Source organism: Embleya sp. NPDC050493, assembly GCF_044458105.1.
Lineage (GTDB): Bacteria > Actinomycetota > Actinomycetes > Streptomycetales > Streptomycetaceae > Embleya.
On sequence record NZ_JBITHP010000003.1, the window covers coordinates 580805 to 604450 of the forward strand.

General features: G+C 72.2%; 23 protein-coding genes. 14 read left to right on the plus strand and 9 right to left on the minus strand.

Features of this window, described 5'->3' with window-relative positions; genetic code table 11:
• Window positions 1–252 precede the first annotated feature (252 nt).
• On the minus strand, window positions 253–1200 hold the full coding sequence (locus ACIBM5_RS09255; protein ID WP_396006195.1) for an NAD-dependent epimerase/dehydratase family protein: 948 nt from the start codon (window positions 1198–1200) through the stop codon (window positions 253–255).
• Window positions 1201–1301: 101 nt separating this feature from the next.
• Here ACIBM5_RS09255 and ACIBM5_RS09260 point away from each other — a divergent pair, with 101 nt between their 5' ends.
• Window positions 1302–1919, plus strand: coding sequence for a TetR/AcrR family transcriptional regulator (locus tag ACIBM5_RS09260; protein ID WP_396006197.1), 618 nt, complete (start codon window positions 1302–1304; stop codon window positions 1917–1919).
• A 151-nt stretch (window positions 1920–2070) separates the two neighbouring features.
• Here the strand turns inward: ACIBM5_RS09260 and ACIBM5_RS09265 are convergent, their stop codons facing one another.
• A complete protein-coding gene (locus ACIBM5_RS09265; RefSeq protein ID WP_396006198.1) occupies window positions 2071–3318 on the minus strand; it encodes an FAD-dependent oxidoreductase in 1248 nt (415 codons plus the stop codon).
• 75 nt (window positions 3319–3393) lie between these two features.
• Here ACIBM5_RS09265 and ACIBM5_RS09270 point away from each other — a divergent pair, with 75 nt between their 5' ends.
• The 3 genes from ACIBM5_RS09270 to ACIBM5_RS09280 all read left to right on the plus strand — a co-directional run bounded on the left by ACIBM5_RS09270 (window position 3394) and on the right by ACIBM5_RS09280 (window position 5770).
• Window positions 3394–3972, plus strand: coding sequence for a TetR/AcrR family transcriptional regulator C-terminal domain-containing protein (locus tag ACIBM5_RS09270; protein WP_396006380.1), 579 nt, complete (start codon window positions 3394–3396; stop codon window positions 3970–3972).
• Between the two features lie 285 nt (window positions 3973–4257).
• Window positions 4258–4722, plus strand: a complete 465-nt coding sequence (locus ACIBM5_RS09275) for a hypothetical protein (protein WP_391583955.1) — start codon at window positions 4258–4260, stop codon at window positions 4720–4722.
• A gap of 127 nt (window positions 4723–4849) precedes the next feature.
• Window positions 4850–5770, plus strand: coding sequence for an aminoglycoside phosphotransferase family protein (locus ACIBM5_RS09280; RefSeq protein ID WP_396006199.1), 921 nt, complete (start codon window positions 4850–4852; stop codon window positions 5768–5770).
• Between the two features lie 241 nt (window positions 5771–6011).
• Here the strand turns inward: ACIBM5_RS09280 and ACIBM5_RS09285 are convergent, their stop codons facing one another.
• A complete protein-coding gene (locus ACIBM5_RS09285; RefSeq protein ID WP_396006200.1) occupies window positions 6012–6833 on the minus strand; it encodes an NAD(P)H-binding protein in 822 nt (273 codons plus the stop codon).
• A 157-nt stretch (window positions 6834–6990) separates the two neighbouring features.
• On the opposite strand from ACIBM5_RS09285, the gene ACIBM5_RS09290 reads away from it, so the two are divergent.
• The 4 genes from ACIBM5_RS09290 (at window position 6991) to ACIBM5_RS09305 (ending at window position 10286) form a co-directional block, all read left to right on the plus strand.
• Window positions 6991–7596, plus strand: coding sequence for a TetR/AcrR family transcriptional regulator (locus ACIBM5_RS09290; RefSeq protein WP_391583952.1), 606 nt, complete (start codon window positions 6991–6993; stop codon window positions 7594–7596).
• Between the two features lie 273 nt (window positions 7597–7869).
• Window positions 7870–8220, plus strand: a complete 351-nt coding sequence (locus tag ACIBM5_RS09295) for a YciI family protein (RefSeq protein WP_391583951.1) — start codon at window positions 7870–7872, stop codon at window positions 8218–8220.
• Between the two features lie 5 nt (window positions 8221–8225).
• Window positions 8226–9602: an RNA polymerase sigma factor gene (locus ACIBM5_RS09300; protein ID WP_396006201.1), complete on the plus strand. Its 1377-nt coding sequence runs from the start codon at window positions 8226–8228 to the stop codon at window positions 9600–9602.
• Between the two features lie 51 nt (window positions 9603–9653).
• A complete protein-coding gene (locus tag ACIBM5_RS09305; RefSeq protein ID WP_396006202.1) occupies window positions 9654–10286 on the plus strand; it encodes a maleylpyruvate isomerase family mycothiol-dependent enzyme in 633 nt (210 codons plus the stop codon).
• Between the two features lie 103 nt (window positions 10287–10389).
• On the opposite strand, the gene ACIBM5_RS09310 is transcribed toward ACIBM5_RS09305, so the two are convergent.
• Window positions 10390–10680 (minus strand): type II toxin-antitoxin system RelE/ParE family toxin, encoded by a 291-nt coding sequence (locus ACIBM5_RS09310; RefSeq protein ID WP_391583948.1) that lies wholly within the window; start codon window positions 10678–10680, stop codon window positions 10390–10392.
• A 335-nt stretch (window positions 10681–11015) separates the two neighbouring features.
• Between ACIBM5_RS09310 and ACIBM5_RS09315 the strand changes: the two genes are divergently transcribed.
• Complete coding sequence (locus ACIBM5_RS09315; RefSeq protein ID WP_396006203.1) at window positions 11016–12239, plus strand: acetyl-CoA C-acetyltransferase; 1224 nt, start codon at window positions 11016–11018, stop codon at window positions 12237–12239.
• A 25-nt stretch (window positions 12240–12264) separates the two neighbouring features.
• On the opposite strand, the gene ACIBM5_RS09320 is transcribed toward ACIBM5_RS09315, so the two are convergent.
• The 3 genes from ACIBM5_RS09320 to ACIBM5_RS09330 all read right to left on the minus strand — a co-directional run bounded on the left by ACIBM5_RS09320 (window position 12265) and on the right by ACIBM5_RS09330 (window position 14384).
• A complete protein-coding gene (locus tag ACIBM5_RS09320) occupies window positions 12265–12996 on the minus strand; it encodes a hypothetical protein (RefSeq protein ID WP_396006204.1) in 732 nt (243 codons plus the stop codon).
• A complete protein-coding gene (locus ACIBM5_RS09325) occupies window positions 12974–13702 on the minus strand; it encodes a TetR/AcrR family transcriptional regulator (RefSeq protein WP_396006205.1) in 729 nt (242 codons plus the stop codon). The genes ACIBM5_RS09320 and ACIBM5_RS09325 overlap by 23 nt, the downstream gene beginning before the upstream one ends.
• 106 nt (window positions 13703–13808) lie before the next feature.
• A complete protein-coding gene (locus ACIBM5_RS09330) occupies window positions 13809–14384 on the minus strand; it encodes a MerR family transcriptional regulator (protein ID WP_396006206.1) in 576 nt (191 codons plus the stop codon).
• A 224-nt stretch (window positions 14385–14608) separates the two neighbouring features.
• Between ACIBM5_RS09330 and ACIBM5_RS09335 the strand changes: the two genes are divergently transcribed.
• The 4 genes from ACIBM5_RS09335 (at window position 14609) to ACIBM5_RS09350 (ending at window position 19103) form a co-directional block, all read left to right on the plus strand.
• The gene (locus ACIBM5_RS09335; protein ID WP_396006207.1) at window positions 14609–15658 is read left to right on the plus strand and encodes an aldo/keto reductase; all 1050 of its coding nucleotides are present in this window, start codon (window positions 14609–14611) and stop codon (window positions 15656–15658) included.
• A 255-nt stretch (window positions 15659–15913) separates the two neighbouring features.
• Window positions 15914–17002, plus strand: a complete 1089-nt coding sequence (locus ACIBM5_RS09340; protein ID WP_396006381.1) for an ABC transporter substrate-binding protein — start codon at window positions 15914–15916, stop codon at window positions 17000–17002.
• A 5-nt stretch (window positions 17003–17007) separates the two neighbouring features.
• Window positions 17008–18114, plus strand: coding sequence for a FecCD family ABC transporter permease (locus tag ACIBM5_RS09345; protein WP_396006208.1), 1107 nt, complete (start codon window positions 17008–17010; stop codon window positions 18112–18114).
• The gene (locus ACIBM5_RS09350) at window positions 18111–19103 is read left to right on the plus strand and encodes an ABC transporter ATP-binding protein (protein WP_396006209.1); all 993 of its coding nucleotides are present in this window, start codon (window positions 18111–18113) and stop codon (window positions 19101–19103) included. Before ACIBM5_RS09345 ends, ACIBM5_RS09350 begins: the two co-directional genes overlap by 4 nt.
• Before the next feature lie 134 nt (window positions 19104–19237).
• Here the strand turns inward: ACIBM5_RS09350 and ACIBM5_RS09355 are convergent, their stop codons facing one another.
• Window positions 19238–20449, minus strand: a complete 1212-nt coding sequence (locus ACIBM5_RS09355) for a cytochrome P450 (protein WP_396006210.1) — start codon at window positions 20447–20449, stop codon at window positions 19238–19240.
• Between the two features lie 325 nt (window positions 20450–20774).
• On the opposite strand from ACIBM5_RS09355, the gene ACIBM5_RS09360 reads away from it, so the two are divergent.
• Window positions 20775–22241, plus strand: a complete 1467-nt coding sequence (locus ACIBM5_RS09360) for an acyl-CoA carboxylase subunit beta (RefSeq protein ID WP_396006212.1) — start codon at window positions 20775–20777, stop codon at window positions 22239–22241.
• A gap of 432 nt (window positions 22242–22673) precedes the next feature.
• Here ACIBM5_RS09360 and ACIBM5_RS09365 read toward each other — a convergent pair whose 3' ends face one another.
• Window positions 22674–23633 carry a D-alanyl-D-alanine carboxypeptidase family protein gene (locus ACIBM5_RS09365; RefSeq protein WP_396006213.1) on the minus strand — a complete coding sequence of 320 codons (960 nt, stop codon included), beginning with the start codon at window positions 23631–23633 and terminating at the stop codon, window positions 22674–22676.
• Window positions 23634–23646 lie beyond the last annotated feature (13 nt).

Below are 23646 nucleotides of genomic sequence, written 5' to 3' on the forward strand. Positions count from 1 at the left end.
CGGGGCGGGATCGGCGCGGGGGTGTCACCCGGTGGTCCCGGATCCGGCTTGCATCGGGTCCGGGCCACCCGGGGTCGGGGCCACTCGGGGTCCGCGCCGATCGGGTTCGGCTCACCCGGGGGCCGGGCCATCCGGGGCCTGCGGGCCGGCGGGGTCCGGATCGCCGGTGTCCGGTCGGCATCGGGACAGGCGCCGGAGCCGGCGCGAAGCGCGGCGGAGCGAAGGCGCGCGGGTCGGGCCCGGACGCGGCCGTCAGGCGTGCGCGCTGCGGAACCAGGCGACCGTGGCCGCGATCGCCTCGGCGTGCGCGGTCGGCGGGAGCGGGCCGAAGGTCTCGGTGAACCGGCCGGCGTCGACCACGAACGGGCGGTCGCGCTGGTACCAGGTCTCGCCCAGGGCGCGCACCGTCGGGTTCACCAGACCCAGTACGCGCTGCAGGGTGCGACCCACCGCGGCCGACTTGTCCGGGCGGCCCAGTTCCGCGAAGAGCAGGTCGAGGAACTGTCGTCCGGTCACCGGCTCGGCGGCGGGAATGTGCCAGGCGTGCCCGTCCGCGCGCGGGTCCTCGCCGAGCACCACCAGCCCCTTGGCGAAGTCGGGCAGGTAGCCGAACGAGTGCGGTTGGTCCAGCGGACCCACCCAGCGCGCGACCCTGCCCCGCACCGCGGCGCCGAACACGGTCTCGCCCACCACGCTGTTCACGCCTCGGGGGCCGTAGTAGTCGGATGCCCGGCCGATCGCCACCCGCAGTTCGCCGGCGTCGTGCGCGGCCGACAACGACCGGGCCATCGCGGCCCGGACCCGGCCCTTGGGAAAGTCGGCCGCGTACGGCATGTCCTCGGTCATCGGCGCGCTCACCGGCCCGTACATGTACAGGTTGTCCGCGAACACCAGCTTGGCGCCGGCCGCGGCGGCGCCCGCGCGGATCGCGTCGGTCAGCGCCGGGAACTCGCTCGTCCACCGGGTGTAGGCCGGAGCCGCGCAGTGGTAGACCACGGCGGCGCCGGCACATGCCGCCGTGGCTCCCTCGGTCGTGGTGACGTCGCCGCGACGGACCTCGACGCCCTCGGGCACCGTCAGGCCGCCGCTGCGGTTGACCGCGCGCACCCGCCGGCCGCGCGAGACGAGTTCGTCGACGACGGTTGCGCCGACCGCGCCGCCGGCGCCGAGAACCACGTGCAGATCGGACCCAGTGGACATGAGGACTCCCGAGGTGGTCCTCCCTGTGGCGTGTGGCCCGACCCGGGGAGGGTGATTTTTGATACGGCGTTATGAAACAGCGTTGCGATACTGTTGTCAACATGGGACGGCCACGCACGCGCGATTGGGACGAACTCCGCCGGGAGTTGCTGGAGGCCGCCGGGAGGCTGCTCGCGCAGGAGGGCCCGCAGGCGTTGAGCACCCGTCGGGTCGCCCACGAGGTGGGCACCTCGACGACCGCCGTGTACAACCTCTTCCAGGACAAGGCCGGGCTGCTGCGGGCGATGTTCCTGGACGGATTCGCGGCCCTGGAGCGGCGGTTCGCCGACGTGCCGGTCGACGGCGACCCGGAGACGGACCTGATCGCGCTGGGCTACGCCTACCGGGCCGCGGCGCGGGCCAACCCGCATCGCTACGACCTGATGTTCGGTCGGCCGATCGCCGACTTCCATCCGAGCGACGCGGATCTGGCCCGGGTCCGGGGCACGTTCGACACCCTGGTGCGGGCCGTCGACCGCTGCGTGGCAGCCGGCCGCTTCGCGCCGACCGACCCGCACGACACGGCCACCCACCTGAGTGCCCTGGTGCACGGGCTGGCCAGTCTGGAACTGCGCGGTGCGCTGGGCGAGGGGGAGGTGGCGGACCACCGGTGGCGGGTCGCGCTGGAGGCGGCCTGTCGGGGCCACCACGCGGTGACGTGGGCGGCAGTGCCGGGGTGACGACGGCCCGCGGGCGGGGGTCGGGTCGGCGCGACCGCCTGCCGGAAGGGCCCGGATGGGATGCCTCCGGCGGGACCCCTCACCGGTGGTCGAGGTCGAGGTCGGCGGCGCCCGGGTCGGTCCGAGCCCACCCGGGTCCGCCGGACCCGACCTACGCGTCGTCGAGGTCCGGGTAGTCCGGGAGTTGCCAGTCGCCGCCTCGGTCCGTCTTCGAGTGGCGGGCGACGAGATCGGGGATGCGCAGGAAGCAGGCCAGTGCGGCGGCGGAGTGGAAGGCGTCGATGGCCCACTTGTTCCTGGGCATGGCCAGGCGCAGGAGATGCGGCTTGACCGTGGCCTGGATCCCGTCGACGAAGGGCCGCAGTGTGGTGTCGTAGTTCGCCAGGGCCTCGGGCAGATCATGGGCGTGCCGGCTGATTTCGCCGGCCAGGACGTATGCGCCGACCAGGCCGCCGGAGACGCCCATGCCGCTGAAGGGGGAAGCGCAGTGTGCGGCGTCCCCGACCAGGACCACGCGCCCCTTCGACCAGGTGTCGGTGCGTACCTGCACCACCTCCTGGGAGTAGAAGTCGTCGGCCGTCTCCATGCCTTCGAGGAAGCGCTCGGTCTGCCATCCCGCATCGCGGAACCTGTCGGCCCAGAACGTCTTGCGGCGTTCGATCGACTCCCGGTGGACGGCTGAGGACTCCTCGGAGTCCTCCCGCAGGATGAAGTAGACCTGAGTCTCGGTCGGGTTGTGACTCCGGCGCATGATCATCCGGCCGGGGGCGTGGTAGGTGTCCCGGATGTTGGTGTCCGTCGCGACGCGTGGGACGAACCAGTAGGCCATGTGGATGCCCACCCGCCAGTAGGGGTCCGGAGCGCCGGGCGGCAGGATGGCCCGCCGCAGGCGCGACCCCTGCCCGTCCGCGCCGACCAGGAGATCGAACTCGTCCGAAGTGCCGTCCGAGAAGTGGGCGACCACTCGCTTCTCGTCCTGCTCGAATCGGTCCACGCTCACGCCGAAGACGTGGTTCACGTCCTCCTTCGTCGCATCGTGGAGGATGCGCACCAGGTCGCCGCGCATGATCTCGTACTCGGAGGTCAGCGTCTGCCGGCCGCGGCCCGAGGTGTTGGCCATGATCGTCGCCCTCGCCTTGCCGCGAGCGTCCACCATGGCCACGCCTGCCTCGTCCACGCGCCTGCTCCCGACGACGTCGAGGAGTCCCATGCGCCGTATGGCGTCGATGCCCTGGCCTCGAAGGTCGACCTGGGCGCCGGTGGCCCGCAGCGCCGGGAAACGTTCGACGACGGTCACCCGGTGACCGCCTCGGGCGAGCCAGTAGGCCAGCGCCTCTCCCGCGATCCCGCCGCCGCAGATGAGGACCTTCAAGGAGGGAGTTCCGGCTCCGCGTGTCATGGCAGAACCCACTTTCTATCGGTGATAGGTGGATTTACAGCGTCCACCTATCGCCGATAGGTTGTCAACATGAAGATGAACCGCGAGACCGTCGTCGGCGAGGCGCTCGACCTGCTCGACGAGGTCGGCCTGGATGCCGTCAGCACGCGACGGCTCGCGAAGCGACTGGGTGTCGAGCAGCCGTCGCTCTACTACCACTTCCGGAACAAGAAGGAGCTGCTCGGCGCCATGGCCGAGGCCGCCATGAGGCCCCATGCGACGGCTCCGCTACCGGAACCCGACGACGACTGGCGTGACTGGTTCGTCGAGAACACGCGAAGCCTGCGCCGCACCCTGCTGATGCGTCGCGACGGTGCACGGCTGCACGCCGGAAGCAGCCCCGGCGGCACCGATCTCGACCGCATCGCCCACAAAATGGCCTTCCTGATCGCCTCCGGCGTGCCCGAGCGAGACGCCCGGATGGCGATGCTGGCCGCCGGCCGCTTCACGATCGGCTCCGTTCTGGAGGAGCAGGCGGACGCCGACCCCGGTGACGGCGCGGAACAGCCCGCCGTCCCGCCGATCGAGCACGAGTCGGCGTTCGAGGAGGGACTGGCCCTCATCCTGGACGGCCTGGCGAACCGCCTGGGCGAAACCGGCCCCGCGACCCGCTGAGCCACCGGGGCCGGCCGCGCCCGTCGAATCGGCGGTGTGGCAGGCCGCCGGCCGACTGCCGCGGCCCGATCGCCGGCCGCCACGGGCCCGGGCGCCATACGCCGGCTCGGCGCGGCCCGGACTGCTCCGGGCGGACCGGCCCGGCAACGGCAACCGGCTCGACCGCATGCCATCCACCGCGCACAGCCGCACCGGGCCCGGGCTGTGCGGAAATCCGCTCGCCGTTGTCGGTGGGCTTGCCTACGCTCGTGCCATACCACGCGACGACACCTCGGGGGAACCCTCATGAGCATGCCGAACTACACCCAGGACCCACTGGTTCGCCTCGACCGGCACCGGATCGAGTTCACCACCTACCCCGGCGACCACGCCGCACTCGGCTTCGTCGCCACCCGCGCGACCTGCTCGTGCGGCACCTGGGCCTCGAACCGACCCTGGGAGCGCAGCGATCACCTGCGCGCCTTCGGTCGGCACATGAGCGACGTCCAGGTCATCGCGCACACCGTGCCCGGTGCCTACGCGCAACTCGCGGTGGTCCCGCTGCGCTGCGTCGACGCCGAGCACGCCGCGGCCGTGGTCCGCGACTGGCCCGAGGCTCAGGACGCCGAACACGGCCTGTTCCGGCGCGAGGAGACCGTGTTCATCGCCTACCGGGACGGCGAATTCCCGTGCTCCGTCGCGGTCTGGGCACACCTTCAGGGCCACGTGAGCGACGTGTACGCCGGTCGCCTGCTACGGGACGTGGCCTGACCGCGGCCGTCGATTCGCAACAACCGACCGGGGCGAACCATGTCTTGACGCCCGCCCGGCAGCCGGGCACCGCCGTCCCCTCCTTCGTACCCGCGTGAAATCCGGCCCCACGAAGGAGAAACCCCCTGTGAGCACCCCCATTTCCGTCGATGTCCCCACCACGTTCGTCGAGTCCTACGGCCGCCAGGGCGCCTCCGCCCGGGCCTGGCTCGACGCGCTGCCGGGACTGGCCGCGGACCTGCTGGACCGCTGGACCCTGCGCCCGGACGGCCCCGCCGCGCACGGCATGGCCGCGCTCGTGCTGCCGGTGATCCGCGCGGACCGCACGCCCGCCGTGCTGAGGCTTCGACAGCCCACCGAGGACGACGCCGGCGTCGCCCTGGGCCTGCGCACCTGGAACGGCGACGGTGTCGTGCACCTGCTCGACCACGACCCGGACTCCGGCGCGATGTTGCTGGAACGGCTGGACGCGAGCCGCACCCTGTCCGCGGTGCCCGACGACGACGTCGCCATGCGCACGCTCGCCGAGTTGGCGGCGCGCCTGGTCGCGGTCCCGGCGCCGCCGGGGCTGCGGCACCTGGCGCGGATCGCCGCCGACATGCTCGACCGGGCGCCGCACGCGGTGCCGGCTCTGCGCGACCCCGCCGAACGGCGCCTGGTGCGCTCCTGCGCGAGCGCCGTCGCCGAGTTGATCGACGAACCCGGCGACCGACTGCTGCACTGGGACCTGCACTACGACAACGTGTTGGCCGCCGATCGCGAGCCGTGGCTGGTCATCGACCCCGAACCACTCGCCGGCGACCCGGGGTTCGAGCTGTGGCCGGCGCTGGACAGTCGGTGGGAGGCCGTCGTGGCCACGGGCGACGCGACCCGCGCGCTGCTCCGCCGCTTCGACCTGCTGACCGAGGTGCTGGATCTGGACCGGCGGCGCGCGGCCGGATGGACGCTCGCTCGGGTGTTGCAGAACGCGTTGTGGGACATCGAGGACGGTCGAAGCACACTGGAACCCGCGCAGGTCACCCTCGCCGAGGCGCTGCTCGGGCGGTAGTACGCGACGGCGCACCCGACCGCGGCCCGCCGGACCGCCGGGCGGGGACGGTGCGGCGGGCAGTGGTGGTCTGCCGGAGATGGGGCCGGAGATGGTGCGGTCGGGCAAGTGCCCGGTGGACGCGGTCGGTTCCCGGGGTCGGTCGCGGCCGGCCGGAACGGGCCGTCCAGGGCCGCCCATTGGAGCAGCCCGCGATACGAATCCGACGACGAGCCGTGCCCGGCGCTCGCGGCCCGCCCGGTCAGCGGAAGGCCGCGACGTGGCGGGCGGCCCAGTCGGCGAAGGTGCGGGCCGGGCGGCCGAGGATCCGTTCCACGTCCGAGCCGACGGCCTGCTCCGCGGGAGTGGGCGTGCCGAGGATGGCGAGCGTGGCGTCGGCCACGGGCTCGGGCATGACGTGCAGGAGGCCGGCGCGCGCCTCGTCCCGGGTCTGCTCGACGAAGCGGACGGGCTCGCCGAGCGCACCGGCCAGCACCTCGGCACGCTCGCGCGGTGACAGGGCTCGGGGACCGGTGAGTTCGTAGGTGCGCCCGTGGTGACCCTCCTCGGTCAGGACGGCCACCGCCACGTCGGCGATGTCGGCCGGGTCGATCGGGGGCAATGCCACGTCGGCGAACGGGGCGGCGACCTCGCGCCGGGTCCGGACGCCCTCGATCCACTGGAAGGTGTTGGTCGCGAAGCCGCCGGGGCGCAGCACGGTCCAGGCCATGCCGGACTCCTTGACGGCCCGCTCGAAGGCGACGGGATGTCCGTAGGCCTCCGGTCGGGTGCCCGCGCCCTGCGAGGACAGCAGCACGACGTGCCGCACACCCGCCGCCGCAGCCACCGCGAGGACACCCTGCGGGTCGTCGCCGGCCACGAGCAGGAACAGCGCCTGCGCGCCGACGAGCGCCTCGGTCAGGCTCGCCGGGTCGGCGAGATCGGCGACGTGGTGCCGGACGCCGGCGGGCGGCTCGCTGGTGGGGGCGTTGCGGGAGACGGCGACGACCTGCCGGCCGGCGGCGGCGAGCTGCTCGGTGACGGCGCGTCCGACGTTTCCGGTGGCGCCGGTGATGACGATCATGAGGTTCCCCTTGTGTTCGTGTGTGGGTGTTCTGTGCGGGCGTTCCCGGGCGGGTGTGCGTGTGCGTGTGCCGCGGAGTGTCCGGCGAGTGAGTTAGTTGACTAACTAAGAAAGACGCTAGCAAGCGGGAGGACCGCTGTCTATATTTGTTAGTGAGATGACTGACTCAGTGCAGAAGAAGAAGAGCCGGCGCGGAGCCGAGTCCGGACCCGGCAAGCGGGAGCGGCTGGTCACGGCGACCGCGCGCGTGCTGCATCGGCAGGGCGTGGAGCGGACCACCCTGGCGGACATCGCGACCGAGGCCGACGTGCCGGTGGGCAACGTCTACTACTACTTCCGGACCAAGGACCAACTCGTCGAGGCCGCCATCGGCGACCACGAACGGCAACTCCGCGAGCTGATCGCGGCTTTGGCCGAACTGCCCACCCCCCGCGAGCGGTTGCGGGCGCTGGTCGGCGGCTGGGTGGAGCAGCGCGAACTGGCGGTGCGGTACGGCTGCCCGTTCGGCACGCTGGTCTCCGAACTCGACAAGCGCGAGGACGACCTGGACCGTCGCGCCGCCGAGGTGATGCGCCGGCTCCTGGCCTGGGCCGAGGAACAGTTCCGGGCGATGGGCCACGACGCGGACGCGCGCGAGCTCGCACTCTCCCTGATCGGCGCCTACCAGGGCATGTCCCTGCTCACCAACACCCTTCGGGACCCGGAGATCATGGTCGGCCAGGGCCGACGCCTCACCGCGTGGATCGACTCCCTGGCCGGCTGAGCGGCCCGGTCGATCCCGTACCCGAGCGGCCCGGTTTCGATCCGGCGAACCCGCCCGGCGGAGGCGGGGCGTCGGCGGCCGGGGGAGGCTGTCGGGGACGACGACGGTGTCGGTGCCGGTCGAGCCCGGCTCGACCGGGGTCGACCGGGGTCCGTCCGGACCGGGTCGAAAAAGTTTTTGAGGGCCTGTCGATCCGGCCGCTGCTCGTTCGTCGTCATGGTGTACGGCAACCCGCCGGACGCGGAAACGACAGGACAGAGCAGGAGTCGGACCATGAAGTACATGTTGTTGATCCACAGCGGCGCGATCGACGCCGACGGCGGAGCCGCCGAGTGCACCGTCGAGGACTGGATGGCGTACGACAAGGAGGTCAAGGACGCGGGGATCTTCGTGTCCGGCGAGTCGCTCGCGGACCTGATCACCGCGACCACAGTCCGGGTCGATCCCACCGGTGATCGGACCGTGACGGACGGGCCGTTCGCCGAGACCCGCGAGGTGCTCGGCGGCTTCTACGTGATCGACGTGCCGGACCTCGACGTCGCGCTCGACTGGGCCGCGCGTTGCCCCGGTGCGCGCGGCACCGGCGCGGTCGTGGTGCGGCCGATCGCCGACTTCGCGGGCTGACGGGCATGGACGAGCGAGCCGCCGGTTCCGAGGCGCCCCCGGGAGTACCCGGCGACGGGCCCGCCGAGGGGGGCCGGGGTGCGTCGGTGGATGCGTCCGTCGAGTCGGTGTTCCGGGAGGAACGGGGTCGGCTGCTCGCATCCCTCGCCCGCCGCTTCGGGGACCTGGACCTGGCCGAGGAGGTCGCGTCCGAGGCGATCGAGGCGGCGCTGGTGCACTGGCCCGTCGACGGCGTGCCGGACCGGCCGGGAGCCTGGCTGCTGACCACGGCGCGGCGCCGGGCGGTCGACCGGTTGCGTCGGGACCGCACGTACGCGGCCCGGCTGGCGGTATTGCAGGTGGAGGCGGATCGGGCCGATCCCGCGCCGCCGGCGGATGCCGGCGACGACCTGCCCGACGAGCGACTCCAGCTGTTCTTCACGTGCGCCCACCCCGCCCTGCCCGCCGAGGACCGCGGCGCGCTGACGCTGCGCTGCCTCGCCGGGCTGACCACGCCCGAGGTGGCCCGGGCGTACCTGGTGCCGACCGCGACGATGGCCCAGCGGATCGTCCGGGCGAAGAAGAAGATCCGCGAGGCGCGCATCCCGTTCCGGGTGCCCGGTGCGGACGAGCTGCCGGAGCGTCTGCCGGGTGTGCTCCAGGTGATCTACTCGATCTTCACCGAGGGCTACACGGCCAGCTCCGGCCCGCACTTGCAGCGACTCGACCTCGCGGAGGAGGCGATCCGGCTGGCGCGGATCCTGCGCCGGTTGTTGCCCGCCGAGCGTGAACTCGCCGGGCTGCTCGCGCTGATGCTGCTGATCCACGCGCGGCGCGCGGCCCGGACCGATCCCGCCGGCGGCATCGTGCTGCTCGACGACCAGGACCGGGGTCGATGGGACCGGGCGATGATCGAGGAGGGTCGGGGCCTGGTGGTTGCCGCGCTGAGCGGCGGCCCGCCCGGACGGTACGGCGTGCAGGCCGCGATCGCCGCGCTGCACGACGAGGCCGCGAACGTGGCGACCACTGACTGGCCGCAGGTGGTGGCCCTGTACGACGTCCTGCTCGTCCTCACCCCGTCGCCGATCGTCGCGCTCAACCGGGCCGCGGCGGTGGCGATGCGGGACGGCCCGGAGGCGGGTCTGGCATTGCTGGACGAGCTGGCGGACGAGCCGAGGCTGCGCGGCTACCACCCCTTCGCGACCGCCCGGGCGGATCTGCTGGGCCGCCTCGGTCGCCGCGCCGAGGCGGCGGCGGCCTACCGTGAGGCGCTGGACCTGGCCGGTACCGAACCCGAACGGGCACACCTGCGACGCAGGTTGCGGGCGCTCGGGGAGCCCAAAGAGGCCGGGGCGCCCGACGGTGCCGAGGGCGTCGAGGCGGATCCGACCGACGACGAGTGACGGCCGCATGGCCGACCCGACCACCAATCTGCGACCCGAGGAGAACCGGACATGGACCGCAACCAGATCCTTGCGTGGGTACAAGCGGAACGACTGAGCCTCGCCGATCTCTTCGACGACCTCGACGAGCGGGAGTGGGCAGCCGCCTCGCTCTGCGCGGAATGGACGGTGCGCGAGGTGGCCGCGCACCTGACCACGTCGACGCGTACGACGCTGCTGGACATGATCAAGGGCGCGATTCGGGCCCGGGGCGACTTCGACCGGATGGTCGCCGACGAGGCCCGGGAGTTGGCCGTCCGGTTCACCCCGGCGGAACTGGTCGCGCAGATCCGGGAGACCGCGGGTTCGGCACGTCGGGCGCCGATGGCCGCTCCGCTGGATCCGCTGGCCGACGCGCTCGTGCACGGACAGGACGTCGCCAGGCCGCTCGGACGCGTGCGCACGATGCCCACCGAGCCGGCGCTCGCGGCGCTCGGCCATGTGTTGACCAGCCCGTTCTACGGTGCGCGCAAACGCTTCCGGGGCACGCGCGTGGTGGCCACCGACGCACAGTGGTCGGCGGGCAAGGGTCCCGACGAGATTCGTGGCCCCGCCGCCGACCTGCTCCTCCTGGCCACGGGCCGCCCGGCCGGCCTCGACACCCTGTCCGGGCCGGGGTTGCAGCGGGTCGCGGCGACGCTGTAGGGCGAGCCTGTGCGGGCGAAGTCGCGCGGGCCACGCGGTGAGGGGGCGCGCCGGCCCGCGAAACGGCCGAGTCGGGCGAGCGGAGGGGGACCGGCGGGTGGGGCTATTCGTCGGCGTCGCCGAGGAATTCCATGCCGTCCAGGACGGTCACCACGACGACGACCATGACCCCGCGCAGCACGCCGTACTCGATCAGCAGCGCGGGGGCGACCATCGCCTGCCGAGTGTCGTCGTCGGGGCCGATCGGGGCGGACGCCTTGGTGTAGGGATTGCGGGCGAGGACCCGGAGTGCCTTGGTGAGCTGCTCGCGGCGCTCGGGCGGAAGCGAGTCGCGAACGGTGGCCGCCGTTTCGGTGTACTCCACGCGGTACGGGCCGCTCGGATGCGCCTTCACGGTGCCCTCCTTCCCCTGCCGTTCCGGTCTGTGCCGTTTCGGTCTGTGGCGTTCCGGTCCTGAGGGGACGGTAGCCGGTGCTCGACGCGGTGACCAGATCGGGGGCGGATCGACGGCTCCGGGGATTCGGTCGCCGGCCGTCGATTGTCAAGCATCGACGCGTGGGCGTCGGGTGGCGCTCGGGCCGTGCGGTTCCGGCCATTCCGGCCGGCGGGGCCATTCCGGGCGAGATGTGCGGTTGGCGGGCGCGGCCTCTGGTCAAGATACCGACCAGTCGGTACCTTCACGAGGCGTGGGCGTCGCGACCCACTCACTCTCACAGCAGGGATTCCGTCATGCCCGAAGCAGTCATCGTCTCGACCGCCCGTTCGCCGATCGGCCGCGCGCTCAAGGGTTCGTTGAAGGACGTCCGGCCCGACGACCTGGCCGCGCTGATGGTTCGGGCCGCGTTGGACAAGGTCCCGGGCCTGGACCCGCACGACATCGCCGACCTGATGCTCGGCTGCGGCGGTCCCGGCGGTGAGCAGGGCTTCAACATGGGCCGCAACGTCGCGGTCATGCTGGGCATGGACCACCTGCCCGGGACCACCATCACCCGCTACTGCTCGTCGTCGTTGCAGACCACCCGGATGGCGATGCACGCGATCAGGGCGGGCGAGGGCGACGTGTTCGTCTCGGCCGGCGTCGAGTCGGTGTCCAGGGCCGCACTCAAGGGCAGCAGCGACTCGCTCCCCGACACCCGCAACCCTCTCTTCGCACCGGCCGAACTGCGTTCGGCCGAGCGGTCCGGCGCCGGGACCGCGCCCTGGACCGATCCGCGCGAGGAGGGTGTACTCCCGGACGTCTACATCGCGATGGGCCAGACCGCCGAGAACCTGGCCCAGTACAAGGGCATTTCCCGGGCCGAGCAGGACGAGTTCGCGGTCCGCTCGCAGAACCTGGCGGAACGGGCGATCGCGGACGGCTTCTGGGCCGAGGACATCACGCCGGTCACGCTCGCGGACGGCACCGTGGTGAGCAAGGACGACGGTCCGCGTGCGGGCACCACGCTGGAGGGCATCTCCGGGCTCAAGCCGGTCTTCCGCCCGGACGGCACGGTGACGGCGGGCAACGCGTGCCCGCTCAACGACGGCGCGGCGGCGTTGGTGGTCATGTCGGACACCAAGGCGCGCGAGCTGGGTCTGACTCCGCTCGCCCGGGTGGTCTCCACCGGGGTGACCGGGCTGTCGCCGGAGATCATGGGTTACGGCCCGGTCGAGGCGTCCCGGCAGGCGTTGCGCAACGCCGGTCTCACCGTCGCCGACATCGACCTGGTGGAGATCAACGAGGCGTTCGCCGCGCAGGTGATCCCGTCGTACCGGGACCTGGGCTTCGACCTGGACAAGGTCAACGTCAACGGCGGCGCGATCGCGATCGGCCACCCGTTCGGGATGACCGGCGCGCGGATCACCAGCACACTGATCAACTCCCTGCGGTGGCACGACAAGCAGTGGGGCCTGGAGACCATGTGCGTCGGCGGCGGCATGGGCATGGCCATGGTCCTCGAACGCCTGAGCTGACCCGACCACCGGTCCGATCCAGGCTTCAGTGGTGGTTCGGGTCGGCGGTGTCGTGCGGGCCGGAGCGGCGGGGGCGGTACTGCTGGGCGCCCTTGCGGTCGCGGACGGCGACGCCCAGGGTGCGCAGTTCGTCCAGCGCGTCCTCGGCCGCCCCGGCCTGCTTGTCGGTCAGGGCCCGCTTGCGGGCGCGGAGCAGGGCGTGGGCGGCCTCGTCGAGGTCGGGGGTGCCATCCACCCAGGTGGTGAACTCCGCCTCGCGCGGGTCGGTGGTGCCGCGCCACGGATAGTCGAACCGGGCGAAGGCGTCGTGCAGGTGGCCGGTGGGCAGGTCGGTCGCCTGGACCCGGGCGAGTTCGGTCTCGCTCGGGTCCAGGGCGACCAGGTCCCGGCCGTCGGTGAAGACGGCGTGGATCCGCTCGCGAAGTATGTGCAGGCCGGAGCCGTCCCGATGGATGGCGACGTGGTCCTCGGCCACGGTCACCACCGGGCTCTCCCGGCGAGCGGCCGCGGCCATCCAGGCCCCGAGGCCCGCGCCGAGCACGGACAGGATCGGTACGGCCCAGTGCGTCGGCAGCCGTGCGGCCAGCCGCAGCGGGCCGGGTGCGGAGCCGACCAGATCGATCAGCCAGTCCACGAACGGCGCGACCGCGAACCCGGCGCCGAAGCCGAGCAGTGTGCTGCCGACGCCGATCAACCAGAGCCACACCGACGGCATCCGCACCGTGACGGCCTGCTCATCGGGCTTCGTGTGGCGCATGACTTCTCCTTGTCTTGCTCGGCTTTGCTTCGTTCGGTGCTGTCTCGTCCTGGCTTGTCTTGTTCGGGCCTTTCTCGGCCGGTTTCGGCCTGTCCGGTCCTGCCTGGTCCGGCCCTGGTTCGGGCGCGGGCGCCAGGTAGCGCGCGACGGTGCGGCGCAGTGCGGGCGTGGCGTCCCGATCGGGAGCGGCGCCCAGGTATACGGCGTCGACCACGGTCTGGATCCACCCGGCCGCCTCGTTCGGGTCCAGTGCCGCGTCGATCGTGCCGTCGGCGATGCCGCGGGCGATCAGGCCGGCCAAGCCGTCCCGGACGACCGCCTCGGTCCGGGTGACCACCTCGACCAGTTCGGGATCCCGGCCGACCTGGCGCAGCAGTTCCACGAGCAGGCCGGCGGCGCTCGGGTCGCGGGCGTCGGCGGCGAGTTCGGTGACGAGTTCGACGATCGCCTCGGCCGGGTGTTTGGCATCGGCGAACCGGGCGATGCGTTCGTGGGACAGCGGTAGGTCCCGTTCGAACACGGCGCGGAACACCGCCCGCTTGTCCGGGAAGTAGTAGAAGACGCTCGCCGCACTGAGACCGGCCGCACGAGCGATGTCGGCGACGGTCGTCGGCTCGAACCCCTGTTCCGCGAAGAGCCTGGCGGCGGCGAGCGTGATCGCTTCGCGGCGCTGGGCGGTGCGGCCGGGGTCCACGGTGCGGGGCACTGGGTGTTGCCCTTCGATTCGATGACTGATCGGTCAATCGAAGAATAGCAGGCGGGCGCTCTTCGGAGGGCGGGCGGCGGGAGGGCAGGGGTCGGGGCGGTCGGGCTCAGGGGGTGGGCGGGCCGCAAGCAGTCCGGGTATCGGGCAGGGCGGCTTCGGTGGCGGTGGTGGTGGGGGTCGTGGTTTCGGTCCCCGTCCCGGTCGTGGCCTCCGTCTCGGTCTCGGTCGCGGCCTCCGACTCGATCTGCGCCCGGGGCGTCGCCGGTGTTTCCCCTTCCGTCGCCGCCTCGCTCTCCGTTTCCGTCCCGGCGAGATAGTCCTCGTAGACGCCCACCTTGTAACCGATCAGGTCGAGGCACTTGTGCAGCTGGTCGATCTGGGCGGCTATCCGGGACTGGTGTTCGCGGAGGATGGCCAGTCGGGCGCGTTCGGTGCCCTCCCCGGCGCGGGCCAGTTCGGTGTAGTGGCGGATGGCGGGGATGGGCATGCCGGAGCCGCGCAGGATCATGCACATGTTCAGCCAGGCGATGTCGTGTTCGGCGTACACGCGTCGGCCGGCCGGGTTGCGGCGGACCGGATTGGCCAGGATGCCCTCGCGCTCGTAGAAGCGCAGGGTGTCGATGCTCAGGCCGGTGCGGGTGGCGACCTGGCCGATGGTCAGGTCCTCGGGGGTGTCGGTCACGGGTCTCAGGATGGGACTTGACCTGGAGTCGAGTCCAGCTCGTAGATTTCCGGTCGGGAACGCTTTCGCGTCCGGGAGCCCGGGCGCACCCACGGCGATTGCCCGACCCCCATTCGGACGGCCCGTGCCCGGCGCGGTGGGGCGGCCGCGGGATCGCCCGCCCGGTGGGCCGCCCGGTCGCCGGCCCGTGGGAACACGCACGCACGTACACAAGGAGCACGATCATGCGCTACCGCACTCTCGGCCGCACCGGTATTCAGGTCAGCGTGCAGGCCCTCGGCACGATGATGTTCGGGATGGTGGGCAATCCCGACCACGACGACTGTGCTCGAATCGTGCACGCCGCGTTGGACCACGGGATCAACTTCGTCGACACGGCCGACATGTACTCGGCCGGCGAATCCGAGGAGATCGTCGGCAAGGCCCTGGAAGGACGGCGCGACGACGTGGTCCTGGCGACCAAGGTGCACTTTCCGATGGGCGAAGGCATCAACCGGGGCGGCAACTCGCGGCGTTGGATCACCACGGCGGTCGAGGACAGCCTGCGGCGGTTGCGGACCGATTGGATCGACCTGTACCAGATCCATCGTCCGGACGAGTCGACCGACGTCGAGGAGACCCTCTCGGTCCTGACCGACCTGGTGCGGCAGGGCAAGATCCGCGCGTTCGGTTGCTCGACGTTCCCGGCCGAGGACGTGGTCGAGGCCCATCACGTGGCCGAGCGTCGTGGGCTGCAGCGGTTCCGGACCGAGCAGCCGCCCTACTCGATCCTGGCCCGGGGCATCGAGGGCTCGTTGTTGCCGGTGTGCGAGCGCCTGGGCATGGGTGTGCTGACCTGGAGTCCGCTGGCGTCCGGGTTCCTCACCGGCAAATACCGCAAGGGCGGCCCGATCGACCTGACGTCCGGTCGAGCCGGGCTCAACCCGGGGCGCTTCGACCCGGCACTGCCCGTGAACGCGGCCAAGCTCGACATCGTCGAGCAACTGGTCGAACTGGCCGAGGAGATCGGCTGCACGCTGCCCGAACTCGCGGTCGCCTTCCCGACGGCGCACCCGGCGGTCACCTCGGTCATCATCGGGCCGCGCACCATGGAACAGCTCGAAGGGTTGGTCAAGGGCGCGACGCTCACCCTGGACGACGCGACGCTCGATCGCATCGACGCGATCGTTGCGCCGGGTACGAACGTGTACCACCCGGACGGCGCGTGGACCCACCCGGCACTGGCCCGAAGCGCCCTGCGCCGACGCCCCCTCACCGACCGCGCGGCCGGCTGACCGACCGGCGCGCCGCACGGCTTCGACGTCTTGTACCCGCGGTACCCCGGCCGACAAGGCACGCCGTGATCCCGGTCCCACGGACGGGCGTCCCGTCCGACGGACCGGGACCGGGACCGGGACCGGGGTGGCGTGGGGCGGGGGCTTGGGGTTTGGGGGAACTTTGTTCGGGGGTTGGCCGACTGTGTGTGTGGGTTCGCGTTTGCGGGTCGACTGTCGGTACTTCCGGGGAGCGAAACAGTGCGGGGCAGCAAGGTGTGTGGCGTGGCCGCCGTGGTGGTTTTGTTCGCGACGGCGTGTGGGGGCGATTCGAAGGACACGGACGGTGCGGCTTCCGGCCCGACCGTGGCGGCGACGAGGCCGGGTGCCGGTGGGGCGTCCGGTTTCCCGGTGAAGGTGGCGGACTGCGCCGGCGTCGAGACGACGTTTGCCGAGGCGCCGAGGAAGGTGGTCACCAGCAACGCCTCCAGCCTGGAGATGTTGTTCTGGCTCGGCGCCGGAGACCGGGTGATCGGAACCGGCTTCCCGCCCGGCAAGGGCACCATGCCGGCGCAGTTCTCGGCCCAGGCGGGCAAGGTCCGGGTGCTCGGCGACATGGTGATTCCCAAGGAGCAGTTGCTCGGCTCGGGCGCCGATCTCTACATCGACACCTTCGCCGACATGGGCGGCATGGGAGCGATGGGCGCGGGGCCCTCGCCGAAGGAGTTCGCGGCGGCCGGCATCAAGCACATCTATCTCAAGTCCACCGCCTGTGCGAGCAAACGCCAGGGCCCGCAGCAGGACTTGGCCGCGGTCGAGGCCGACATCCGGGAACTGGGCGCGGTGACCGGGACGTCCGCCAGGGCCGAAGAACTCGTCGCCGGCATGGAGCAGACCCTGGGCACGGTGCGCACCGCGCTCGCGGGCGTGCCGCAGGACCGGCGGCCGACCTACTTCTTCTTCGATTTCGACGCCGGTACCAAGCAGCCGATCGCGATATGCGGCAAGCAGGTTGCCAACGCGGTGATCACCCAGGCCGGAGCGCGCAACGTGTTCGCCGATTGCGCCGGCGACTTCAAGCCCGTCCCGTGGGAGGACGTGGTGGCGAAGAACCCGGACTGGATCCAGTTGGGTGTACGGAACAAGGGCAGTGCCGAGGACAACGCGAAGGCATTCGACGAGGCCGAACGCTTTCTGCGCACGTTCGATGCGACCAAGGGCCTGAATGCGGTGCGGGACGGGAAGTTCGTCCGGATCGGCTCCGAGAGCACCACGATCGCCGGGGTCCGCAACGCCGACACGGTCCGGCGGATCGCGAGCACGATCCACCCGGGACTGGTCCAACCCGCGCCGGCCGCGGGGTAGGGCCGATGGTTTCGGTATTCGAGCGCAGGACCCGACGCCGAACCGAGGCGGTGCCCGCGCCCGCCGCCCCGGTCGACGACGACCGGGCCCGCCCGGCGCGCACCGCCTGGGTGGTCGGGGTCCTGGCCGTGCTCCTGGTCGTCGCGTTGACCTCGGCCGTGTCGCTGGGATCGGTGGACATTCCGATCGGCGAAGTGTGGTCGGTGGTGGGGCGACGGCTGACCGGCGAGGCGCCCGAGCCCGGCACCCGTGACCTGATCGTGTGGCAACTGCGGCTGCCGCGAGCCCTGTTGGCGGCGGTGGTCGGCGCCGGACTGGGACTGGTGGGCACCGCCGTCCAGGCACTGGTGCGCAATCCGCTCGCCGATCCGTACCTGCTGGGCATCTCCTCCGGCGCCTCGCTCGGCGCGGTCGCGGTGATCGTGCTCGGCGCGGGCACCGGAGGGGTGCTCGGCTACGGGCTGTCCGCCTCGGCGTTCGCCGGCGCGTTGGCGGCCTTCGCGCTGGTGTGGGCGCTGGCTCGGCGCGGCGGCGGATTCTCCCCGCTGCGCCTGGTGCTGGCCGGGATCGGGGTGGGCCAATTCCTGTCCGGCTTCACCAGCTTCCTGGTCCTGCAGGCGGGCGACGAGCAGCAGACGCGGGGCGTGCTGTTCTGGCTGATGGGCAGCCTCAGCGGGGCGCAATGGGAGCAACTGGCGCTGCCCGCCGCCGCGGTGGCGCTCGGCCTGCTCGGTTTGCAGGCCCGGGCCCGGGCGCTGAACGCACTGTCGATGGGCGACGAGACGGCGGCCGGGCTGGGCGTGGACGTCGCCCGGCTGCGGCGTGAACTGTTCGCGGTGACCAGCGTGCTGACCGGTGTGCTGGTCGCCGTCTCGGGGGCGATCGGCTTCGTCGGACTGATGGTTCCGCACGTGTGCCGGTTGCTGATCGGCGGCGATCACCGCCGACTGCTGCCCGTCTCGGCGCTGTTCGGCGCTGTGTTGCTGGTGGCGGTGGACACGTTGGCCCGTACGGCGGTGAGTACCCAGGAGTTGCCGATCGGTGTGGTCACCGCCGTGATCGGTGCACCGGTACTGCTGCTCCTGCTCGATCGACGGCTGGAGACGCGATGACGGGCGGCGTGCGGGACAGCGCGGGCGAACGAGCGGGTGGCGGCGCGGACAGCGGAACCGGCGACGGAGCGGGCGTGGGCTTCGGCACGGCACGGACGCGGATCACCGTGGAGGATCTGCACGTCACCCTCTCCGGGCGGGACATCCTGACCGGAGTCGGGCTGATCGCGGCCGGCGGCGAGATCACCGGCCTGGTCGGCCCCAACGGCAGCGGCAAATCCACCCTGTTGCGCACGGTGTATCGGCACCTGAAGCCGCAGGCAGGCCGGGTCCTGCTCGGCGACCGGGATCTGCGGGCGATGCCCCCCGCGATGGCGGCCCGGCATGTGGCGGCGCTGCCGCAGGAGCGGGAGAACGACTTCGACTTCACCGTGCGTGAGGTGGTCGCGATGGGTCGTACGCCGTATCAGAAGGCGTTCGCGGGCGACAGCGCCGCCGACCGGGCGGCGGTGCTGATCGCCTTGGTGCAGGCCGGCGTGGAAGCGCATCAGGGTCGACGGTTCTCCACGCTGTCCGGTGGTGAGCGGCAACGGGTGTTGCTGGCAAGGGCGTTGGCGCAGGAACCGGACGTGCTGGTCCTGGACGAGCCGACCAACCATCTCGACGTGCGGCATCAGGTCGAGCTCCTGGCGCTGCTGCGCGCCCAGGATCGGACCACGCTGATCGCGCTGCACGACCTCAACGCGGCGGCCTCGGTGTGCGATCGGCTGCACGTGCTGCACGACGGTGCGTTGCGGGCGTCCGGCACGCCGCGCGAGGTGCTCACCCCGGAACTGCTCGCCGAGGTGTTCGGCATCCGCGCTGTCGTCCTCGACCATCCGCTGACCGGCGACCCGCTGATCGCGGTCGACCATCGAACGCCGGCTCCGCCGCCGCCCGCCCCGCGGCCGGTGGGTCCGGGCGGGGGTGCGGGCGGGGCCGTGGGCGAAGCGGATCACGATGAGGCCGGGGGCGACTCTGGGGCGGTGGTGACGCGGGGCCGATGGTGACGCGGGGCGGTGGTCGCGGGCGACCCGGCCGCCGCTCGGTCGGTCGCCGGCACGGGCATCGTCGGTGCCCACCCCGGGCGGGACGTCCACGTCGTCCGGGTGTGGACGGCGCCTCGGACGCCCCCGGTGGCGGATCAGGTGGGCTCCGCCGGGGTCGGGACGATGTCGAGGTGCGTCGGGCCGTTGACCATCAACGAGGGGATCGGCGGCGGGGGTTGGTCGGGGTGTGCGAGAGCGACCCGGGGGAGGCGGTCGAACAGGGTGGTCACCGCGATGCGGGTCTCCAACCGGGCCAGATGTGCGCCGAGGCAGAAGTGCGGGCCGTATCCGAAGGCGAGGTGCGCCTTGTCGGCGCGCGTGGGGTCGAACGTGTCGGGTGCGTCGGGGTGCACCGCTGGGTCCCGGCCGGCGGCGGCGAAGGCGATGATGATCGCATCACCCCGACGGATCGACACGCCCTCGCCCAACTCGATGTCCTCGATCGCATAGCGCAACGGCAGGTACATCACCGGTCCTTCGTGCCGCAGCGTCTCCTCGATCACGTCGGTCCAATCGATGCCGCCCGCCCGCAGCCGAGCCGAATGCTCGGGGTGGCTGAGCAATTCGGACAGGACGCTGGTGATCAGATTGACCGAGGTCTCGTAGCCGGCGCCGAGCATCAGGAAGAGCGAGTCGAGGAGTTGCTGCTCCGAGGATTCCTCCTGGTCGACCGCGGCCGGGATCAGCAGGTCACTGGTCAGGTCGGCACCCGGGTGTTCCCGCTTGTGTCTCAGCAACTCGACCAATCTGCACTGGAGTTCGACCTGCCGCAGGACCGCCTCGGTGGCATCGATGGTGGTGTCCAGGATCGCGTCGATCGCAGTGCCCAGCCCGGCGCGCAGGTGGTCCGGTACGCCGAGCAGGTCGCAGATGACGGTCATGGTCAGCGGCAACGACAGGGCTTGGCGCACGTCGACGCTTTCGCCCGGCGGTACGGCCGCCAGCGCGTCGACCAGACGATCCGCCGTTGCCTGGACGCGCGGCCGCATCGCCTCGACCCGACGGGGCGCGAAGGACGGCGCGAGCCGGGCACGCAGTCGGCGGTGTTCCTCGCCGTAGGTGTTCGCGAGACTCTGCTGGAGCGCCACCGAGGCCATCGGCCAGCCATCGGCCAGTTCGGCCAGTCCGGGCCAGTGCCGGCGGAAGTCGCGGGAGACCCGGGGATCGGTGGTCAGCGCCTGGATCACGCCATACCGGGTGATCGACCAGGCCCGTACCCCTCCCGGGAGTTCGACCAGGACGGCCGGTCCCCGAGCGCGCAGAGCCGCCGCCTCGGCATGCGCGGCGCGGGCGGTGGGGTCGAGCACGGGGCATCGGTGAACGGGTTCCGCCGACATGCCGGGCTCCCTTCGAGGGGAACGTGCAGATTGCTCGCCGGGCCCACGAGGCTAGCGGCGCAGTCGTGTTCGCGAACCACGCCGACGTCCGAGGACGCCGTATACCCCTCCCTTCTACGCCTGGTTCCGCACCCTGACAACACCGTGGGCGGAGTGGGTCGGATCGGGTGCCGGTCGGATCCGCCCGTGCGGGGGCGCGTGCAGGCGAAAGGCCGATGCAAGCGATAGTCGAGGTCGCGCCGCTTTAATGAGTCGGTACCTCGCGTCGATCGACGACTCGGGAAACGGGGAAGCCATGACGACCACTGCCACCACCGGAATTCCGGAGCAACGCGAAGCCACATCGGCGCAGCCGCCGGTGTCCGACCCGGTCGATGCGCGCGATCCGCGACTACGGTTGCGCCGTTTGCTCGACGCGGACGGGGTGCAGGCCCTGCCGGGAGAGGATCCGGCCGGGGTCTACGCGGTGTCCGGTCGGATCGACGGCGCCCGGGTGATCGCGTACTGCACCGACGCGACGGTGATGGGCGGCGCGCTCGGGTGGGCGAGTGCCGAGCGCATTTCGCGGGCGGTGGACACGGCGGTGCGCGAGCGTTGCCCGGTGGTGGGCCTGTGGCATTCCGGCGGCGCCAAGCTCGCCGACGGGGTGGAGTCGATGGACGGCGTGGGCCGGATGTTCGCGGCGATGACCCGTGCCTCGGGCCGGGTTCCGCAGATCTCCGTGGTGCTCGGTCCGGCCGCGGGCGCCGCGGCGTACGGCCCCGCGCTGACCGACATCGTGGTGATGGCACCGGCCGGCCGGATGTTCGTGACCGGGCCGGACGTGGTGCGCAGCGTCACCGGCGAGGAGATCGACATGGCGGGCCTGGGCGGCCCGGAGGCACACGCCAGACGTTCGGGCGTGGCGCACGTGAGCGCCGGTTCCGAGGACGAGGCGTACACCCACGCGCGTCGGCTGGCCGGGTTCTTCGCCCGGCCCGGCCGGTTCGATCCGGACGCCGCCCGCGGCCGTACCCGGGACCTGCGCGCGCTGCTGCCGGAGTCGGCGCGCCGTGCCTATGACGTACGCCCGTTGGTGCACGCGATCGTGGACGGATCGGGACCCGAGGACTTCACGGAACTCCAGTCGCACTGGGCGCCGAACATCGTGGTCGGCTTCGGTCGGATGGCCGGGCGCAGCGTCGGAGTGATCGCCAACAACCCGCTGCGCAAAGGTGGTTGCCTGGACTCGTTGTCGGCCGAGAAGGCGTCGCGGTTCGTCCGGATGTGCGACGCCTTCGGAGTCCCGCTCGTGGTGCTCGTGGACGTGCCCGGCTATCTGCCGGGGGTGGGCCAGGAGTGGGGCGGGGTGATCCGGCGCGGCGCCAAGCTGCTGCACGCGTTCGCCGAAGCCGAGGTGCCCCGGGTGACCGTGGTCACCCGCAAGTCGTACGGCGGTGCCTACATCGCGATGAACTCCCGTTCCCTGGGCGCCACTGCCGTGTTCGCGTGGCCGGAGGCCGAGGTCGCGGTGATGGGCGCGGAGGCGGCGGTGGGCGTCCTGCACCGCAAGCGGCTCGCCGCCGTGGAGGGCGCCGCGCGCGAGGAACTCCTCGCCGCACTGGTCGCCGAGCACGAGCGCATCTCCGGCGGCGTCGGCCGGGCCCTGGACTTCGGCGTGGTGGACGAGGTGATCGAACCGAAGGACACCGTGGAGCGGGTCGTGGAGGCACTGGCCGGCGCACCCGCCGGCCGCGGCCGACACGGCAACATCCCCCTTTGAGCCCCGGTGGCGCCGTCCCCCCGTGCGGCGCCACCGGTCCTTCCCGTGGATCGACGGGTTCCCGACGAGTTCCGTGACCGACGCGGTCCTTCGATCGGCGCGGCTCCTCGATCGGCGCGGCCCCTCGATCGGCGTGACTCCTCGATCGGCGCGGCCCCTGGATCGAGCGGAAACCCGGTGATCCAGGGCCCGCCGATCGAGAGGCCCGGTGATCGCCGGGATCAGGAATCGGGCCGCATCGCCACTCCCCGCTCGCCGGCCTGCCGGTCGGGCCCGACCGCGGATCGAATCGCCGGCCAGTGTAGGAGCCGACCGGACACCGGGCCGTCGAATATCGGCCGGCGGCCGGGTCGTGCGCGGTGCCGACCCGGACCGCCGGACACGGCCGGTGGGGGCGAACGGGGCGGGTGGCGCTGGTGTGCGCAGGTTCGGCTACGGGGTGCCGATCGAGCGGATCAGGGTTTCGCTCGCGTTGATCGCGGCGGCGGCGGTGCTGCCCTTGCGCTGGGCCATGACCGCGGCGACCACCAGTTGCGGCCGGCCGTCGATGCGGCGCTCGGCGGCGAAGACGAGGTTGCCGCCGGCCGGGGTGGTGAAGCCGGTCTTGCCCGCGAGCACGCCCTCGCGGCCGAGCAGGGTGTTGCTGTTGGACTTGGTGATCTGCGCCGAGTCGGTATAGCTGCGCACGCCGGCGACGGCGGCGAAGGCCGGTTCGCGCATCGCGACCCTGAACAGCCTGACCTGGTCGGCGGCGGTGCTCACGGTGGCGCGGTCGAAGCCGCTGGGATCGGTGTAGTGGGTGTCGCGCATGCCCAGTTCCTTGGCGGTGCGGTTCATCCGGGCGACGAAGGTCGCCTCGTCCCCGTCCACCCAACGGGCGATCTCGTGGGCGACGTTGCTCGCCGAGACGGCCATCAGCGCCTCCAGGGCCCGACGTTCGGTGAAGGACTCGCCCGCCGTGACCGGGGTCAGGCTCTCGAACCGGCGCAGTCGCTCCGGGTAGCGGTTCGCCTCCTCGGCCGAGATGGTGAACGACGGCCCCGGTGCCCCCGCCGCGAGCGGCTTGGCCTTGAGGAACAGGTAGGCGGTCATCACCTTGGCCAGGCTCGCGGTCGGCGTGCGCTTGGCGGAGCCCGAGGCGAGCGGCTCCCGGGCGTCGTCGACCGACACGGCGGCCTGGCCGCCCTCGGGCCATGCGGGGGCGAGCGTGACCGGCCCGCCGGCGACGGTGGAGGTCGGCGGGGCCGCGGCCCCGGTGGACACCGACACCGCGTTGGTCCGGGCCGACTCGCCCGCGCAGCCGGCGACGAGGGCCAGCAGCGCGGCGACGACGAGCGCGACCGCACCCGACGATCGACGGCGGGGGACGGGGAGTGCAGTGCGTATGGTCATGGCCTCGACCCTG

Bases quoted from the DNA above. Each gene is read 5' to 3' on its own strand.
- ACIBM5_RS09255 (WP_396006195.1), bottom strand. From the start codon at position 1,200: ATGTCCACTGGGTCCGATCTGCACGTGGTTCTCGGCGCCGGCGGCGCG.
- ACIBM5_RS09260 (WP_396006197.1), top strand. From the start codon at position 1,302: ATGGGACGGCCACGCACGCGCGATTGGGACGAACTCCGCCGGGAGTTG.
- ACIBM5_RS09265 (WP_396006198.1), bottom strand. From the start codon at position 3,318: ATGACACGCGGAGCCGGAACTCCCTCCTTGAAGGTCCTCATCTGCGGC.
- ACIBM5_RS09270 (WP_396006380.1), top strand. From the start codon at position 3,394: ATGAACCGCGAGACCGTCGTCGGCGAGGCGCTCGACCTGCTCGACGAG.
- ACIBM5_RS09275 (WP_391583955.1), top strand. From the start codon at position 4,258: ATGAGCATGCCGAACTACACCCAGGACCCACTGGTTCGCCTCGACCGG.
- ACIBM5_RS09285 (WP_396006200.1), bottom strand. From the start codon at position 6,833: ATGATCGTCATCACCGGCGCCACCGGAAACGTCGGACGCGCCGTCACC.
- ACIBM5_RS09290 (WP_391583952.1), top strand. From the start codon at position 6,991: ATGACTGACTCAGTGCAGAAGAAGAAGAGCCGGCGCGGAGCCGAGTCC.
- ACIBM5_RS09295 (WP_391583951.1), top strand. From the start codon at position 7,870: ATGAAGTACATGTTGTTGATCCACAGCGGCGCGATCGACGCCGACGGC.
- ACIBM5_RS09300 (WP_396006201.1), top strand. From the start codon at position 8,226: ATGGACGAGCGAGCCGCCGGTTCCGAGGCGCCCCCGGGAGTACCCGGC.
- ACIBM5_RS09305 (WP_396006202.1), top strand. From the start codon at position 9,654: ATGGACCGCAACCAGATCCTTGCGTGGGTACAAGCGGAACGACTGAGC.
- ACIBM5_RS09315 (WP_396006203.1), top strand. From the start codon at position 11,016: ATGCCCGAAGCAGTCATCGTCTCGACCGCCCGTTCGCCGATCGGCCGC.
- ACIBM5_RS09320 (WP_396006204.1), bottom strand. From the start codon at position 12,996: ATGCGCCACACGAAGCCCGATGAGCAGGCCGTCACGGTGCGGATGCCG.
- ACIBM5_RS09335 (WP_396006207.1), top strand. From the start codon at position 14,609: ATGCGCTACCGCACTCTCGGCCGCACCGGTATTCAGGTCAGCGTGCAG.
- ACIBM5_RS09345 (WP_396006208.1), top strand. From the start codon at position 17,008: ATGGTTTCGGTATTCGAGCGCAGGACCCGACGCCGAACCGAGGCGGTG.
- ACIBM5_RS09350 (WP_396006209.1), top strand. From the start codon at position 18,111: ATGACGGGCGGCGTGCGGGACAGCGCGGGCGAACGAGCGGGTGGCGGC.
- ACIBM5_RS09360 (WP_396006212.1), top strand. From the start codon at position 20,775: ATGACGACCACTGCCACCACCGGAATTCCGGAGCAACGCGAAGCCACA.
- ACIBM5_RS09365 (WP_396006213.1), bottom strand. From the start codon at position 23,633: ATGACCATACGCACTGCACTCCCCGTCCCCCGCCGTCGATCGTCGGGT.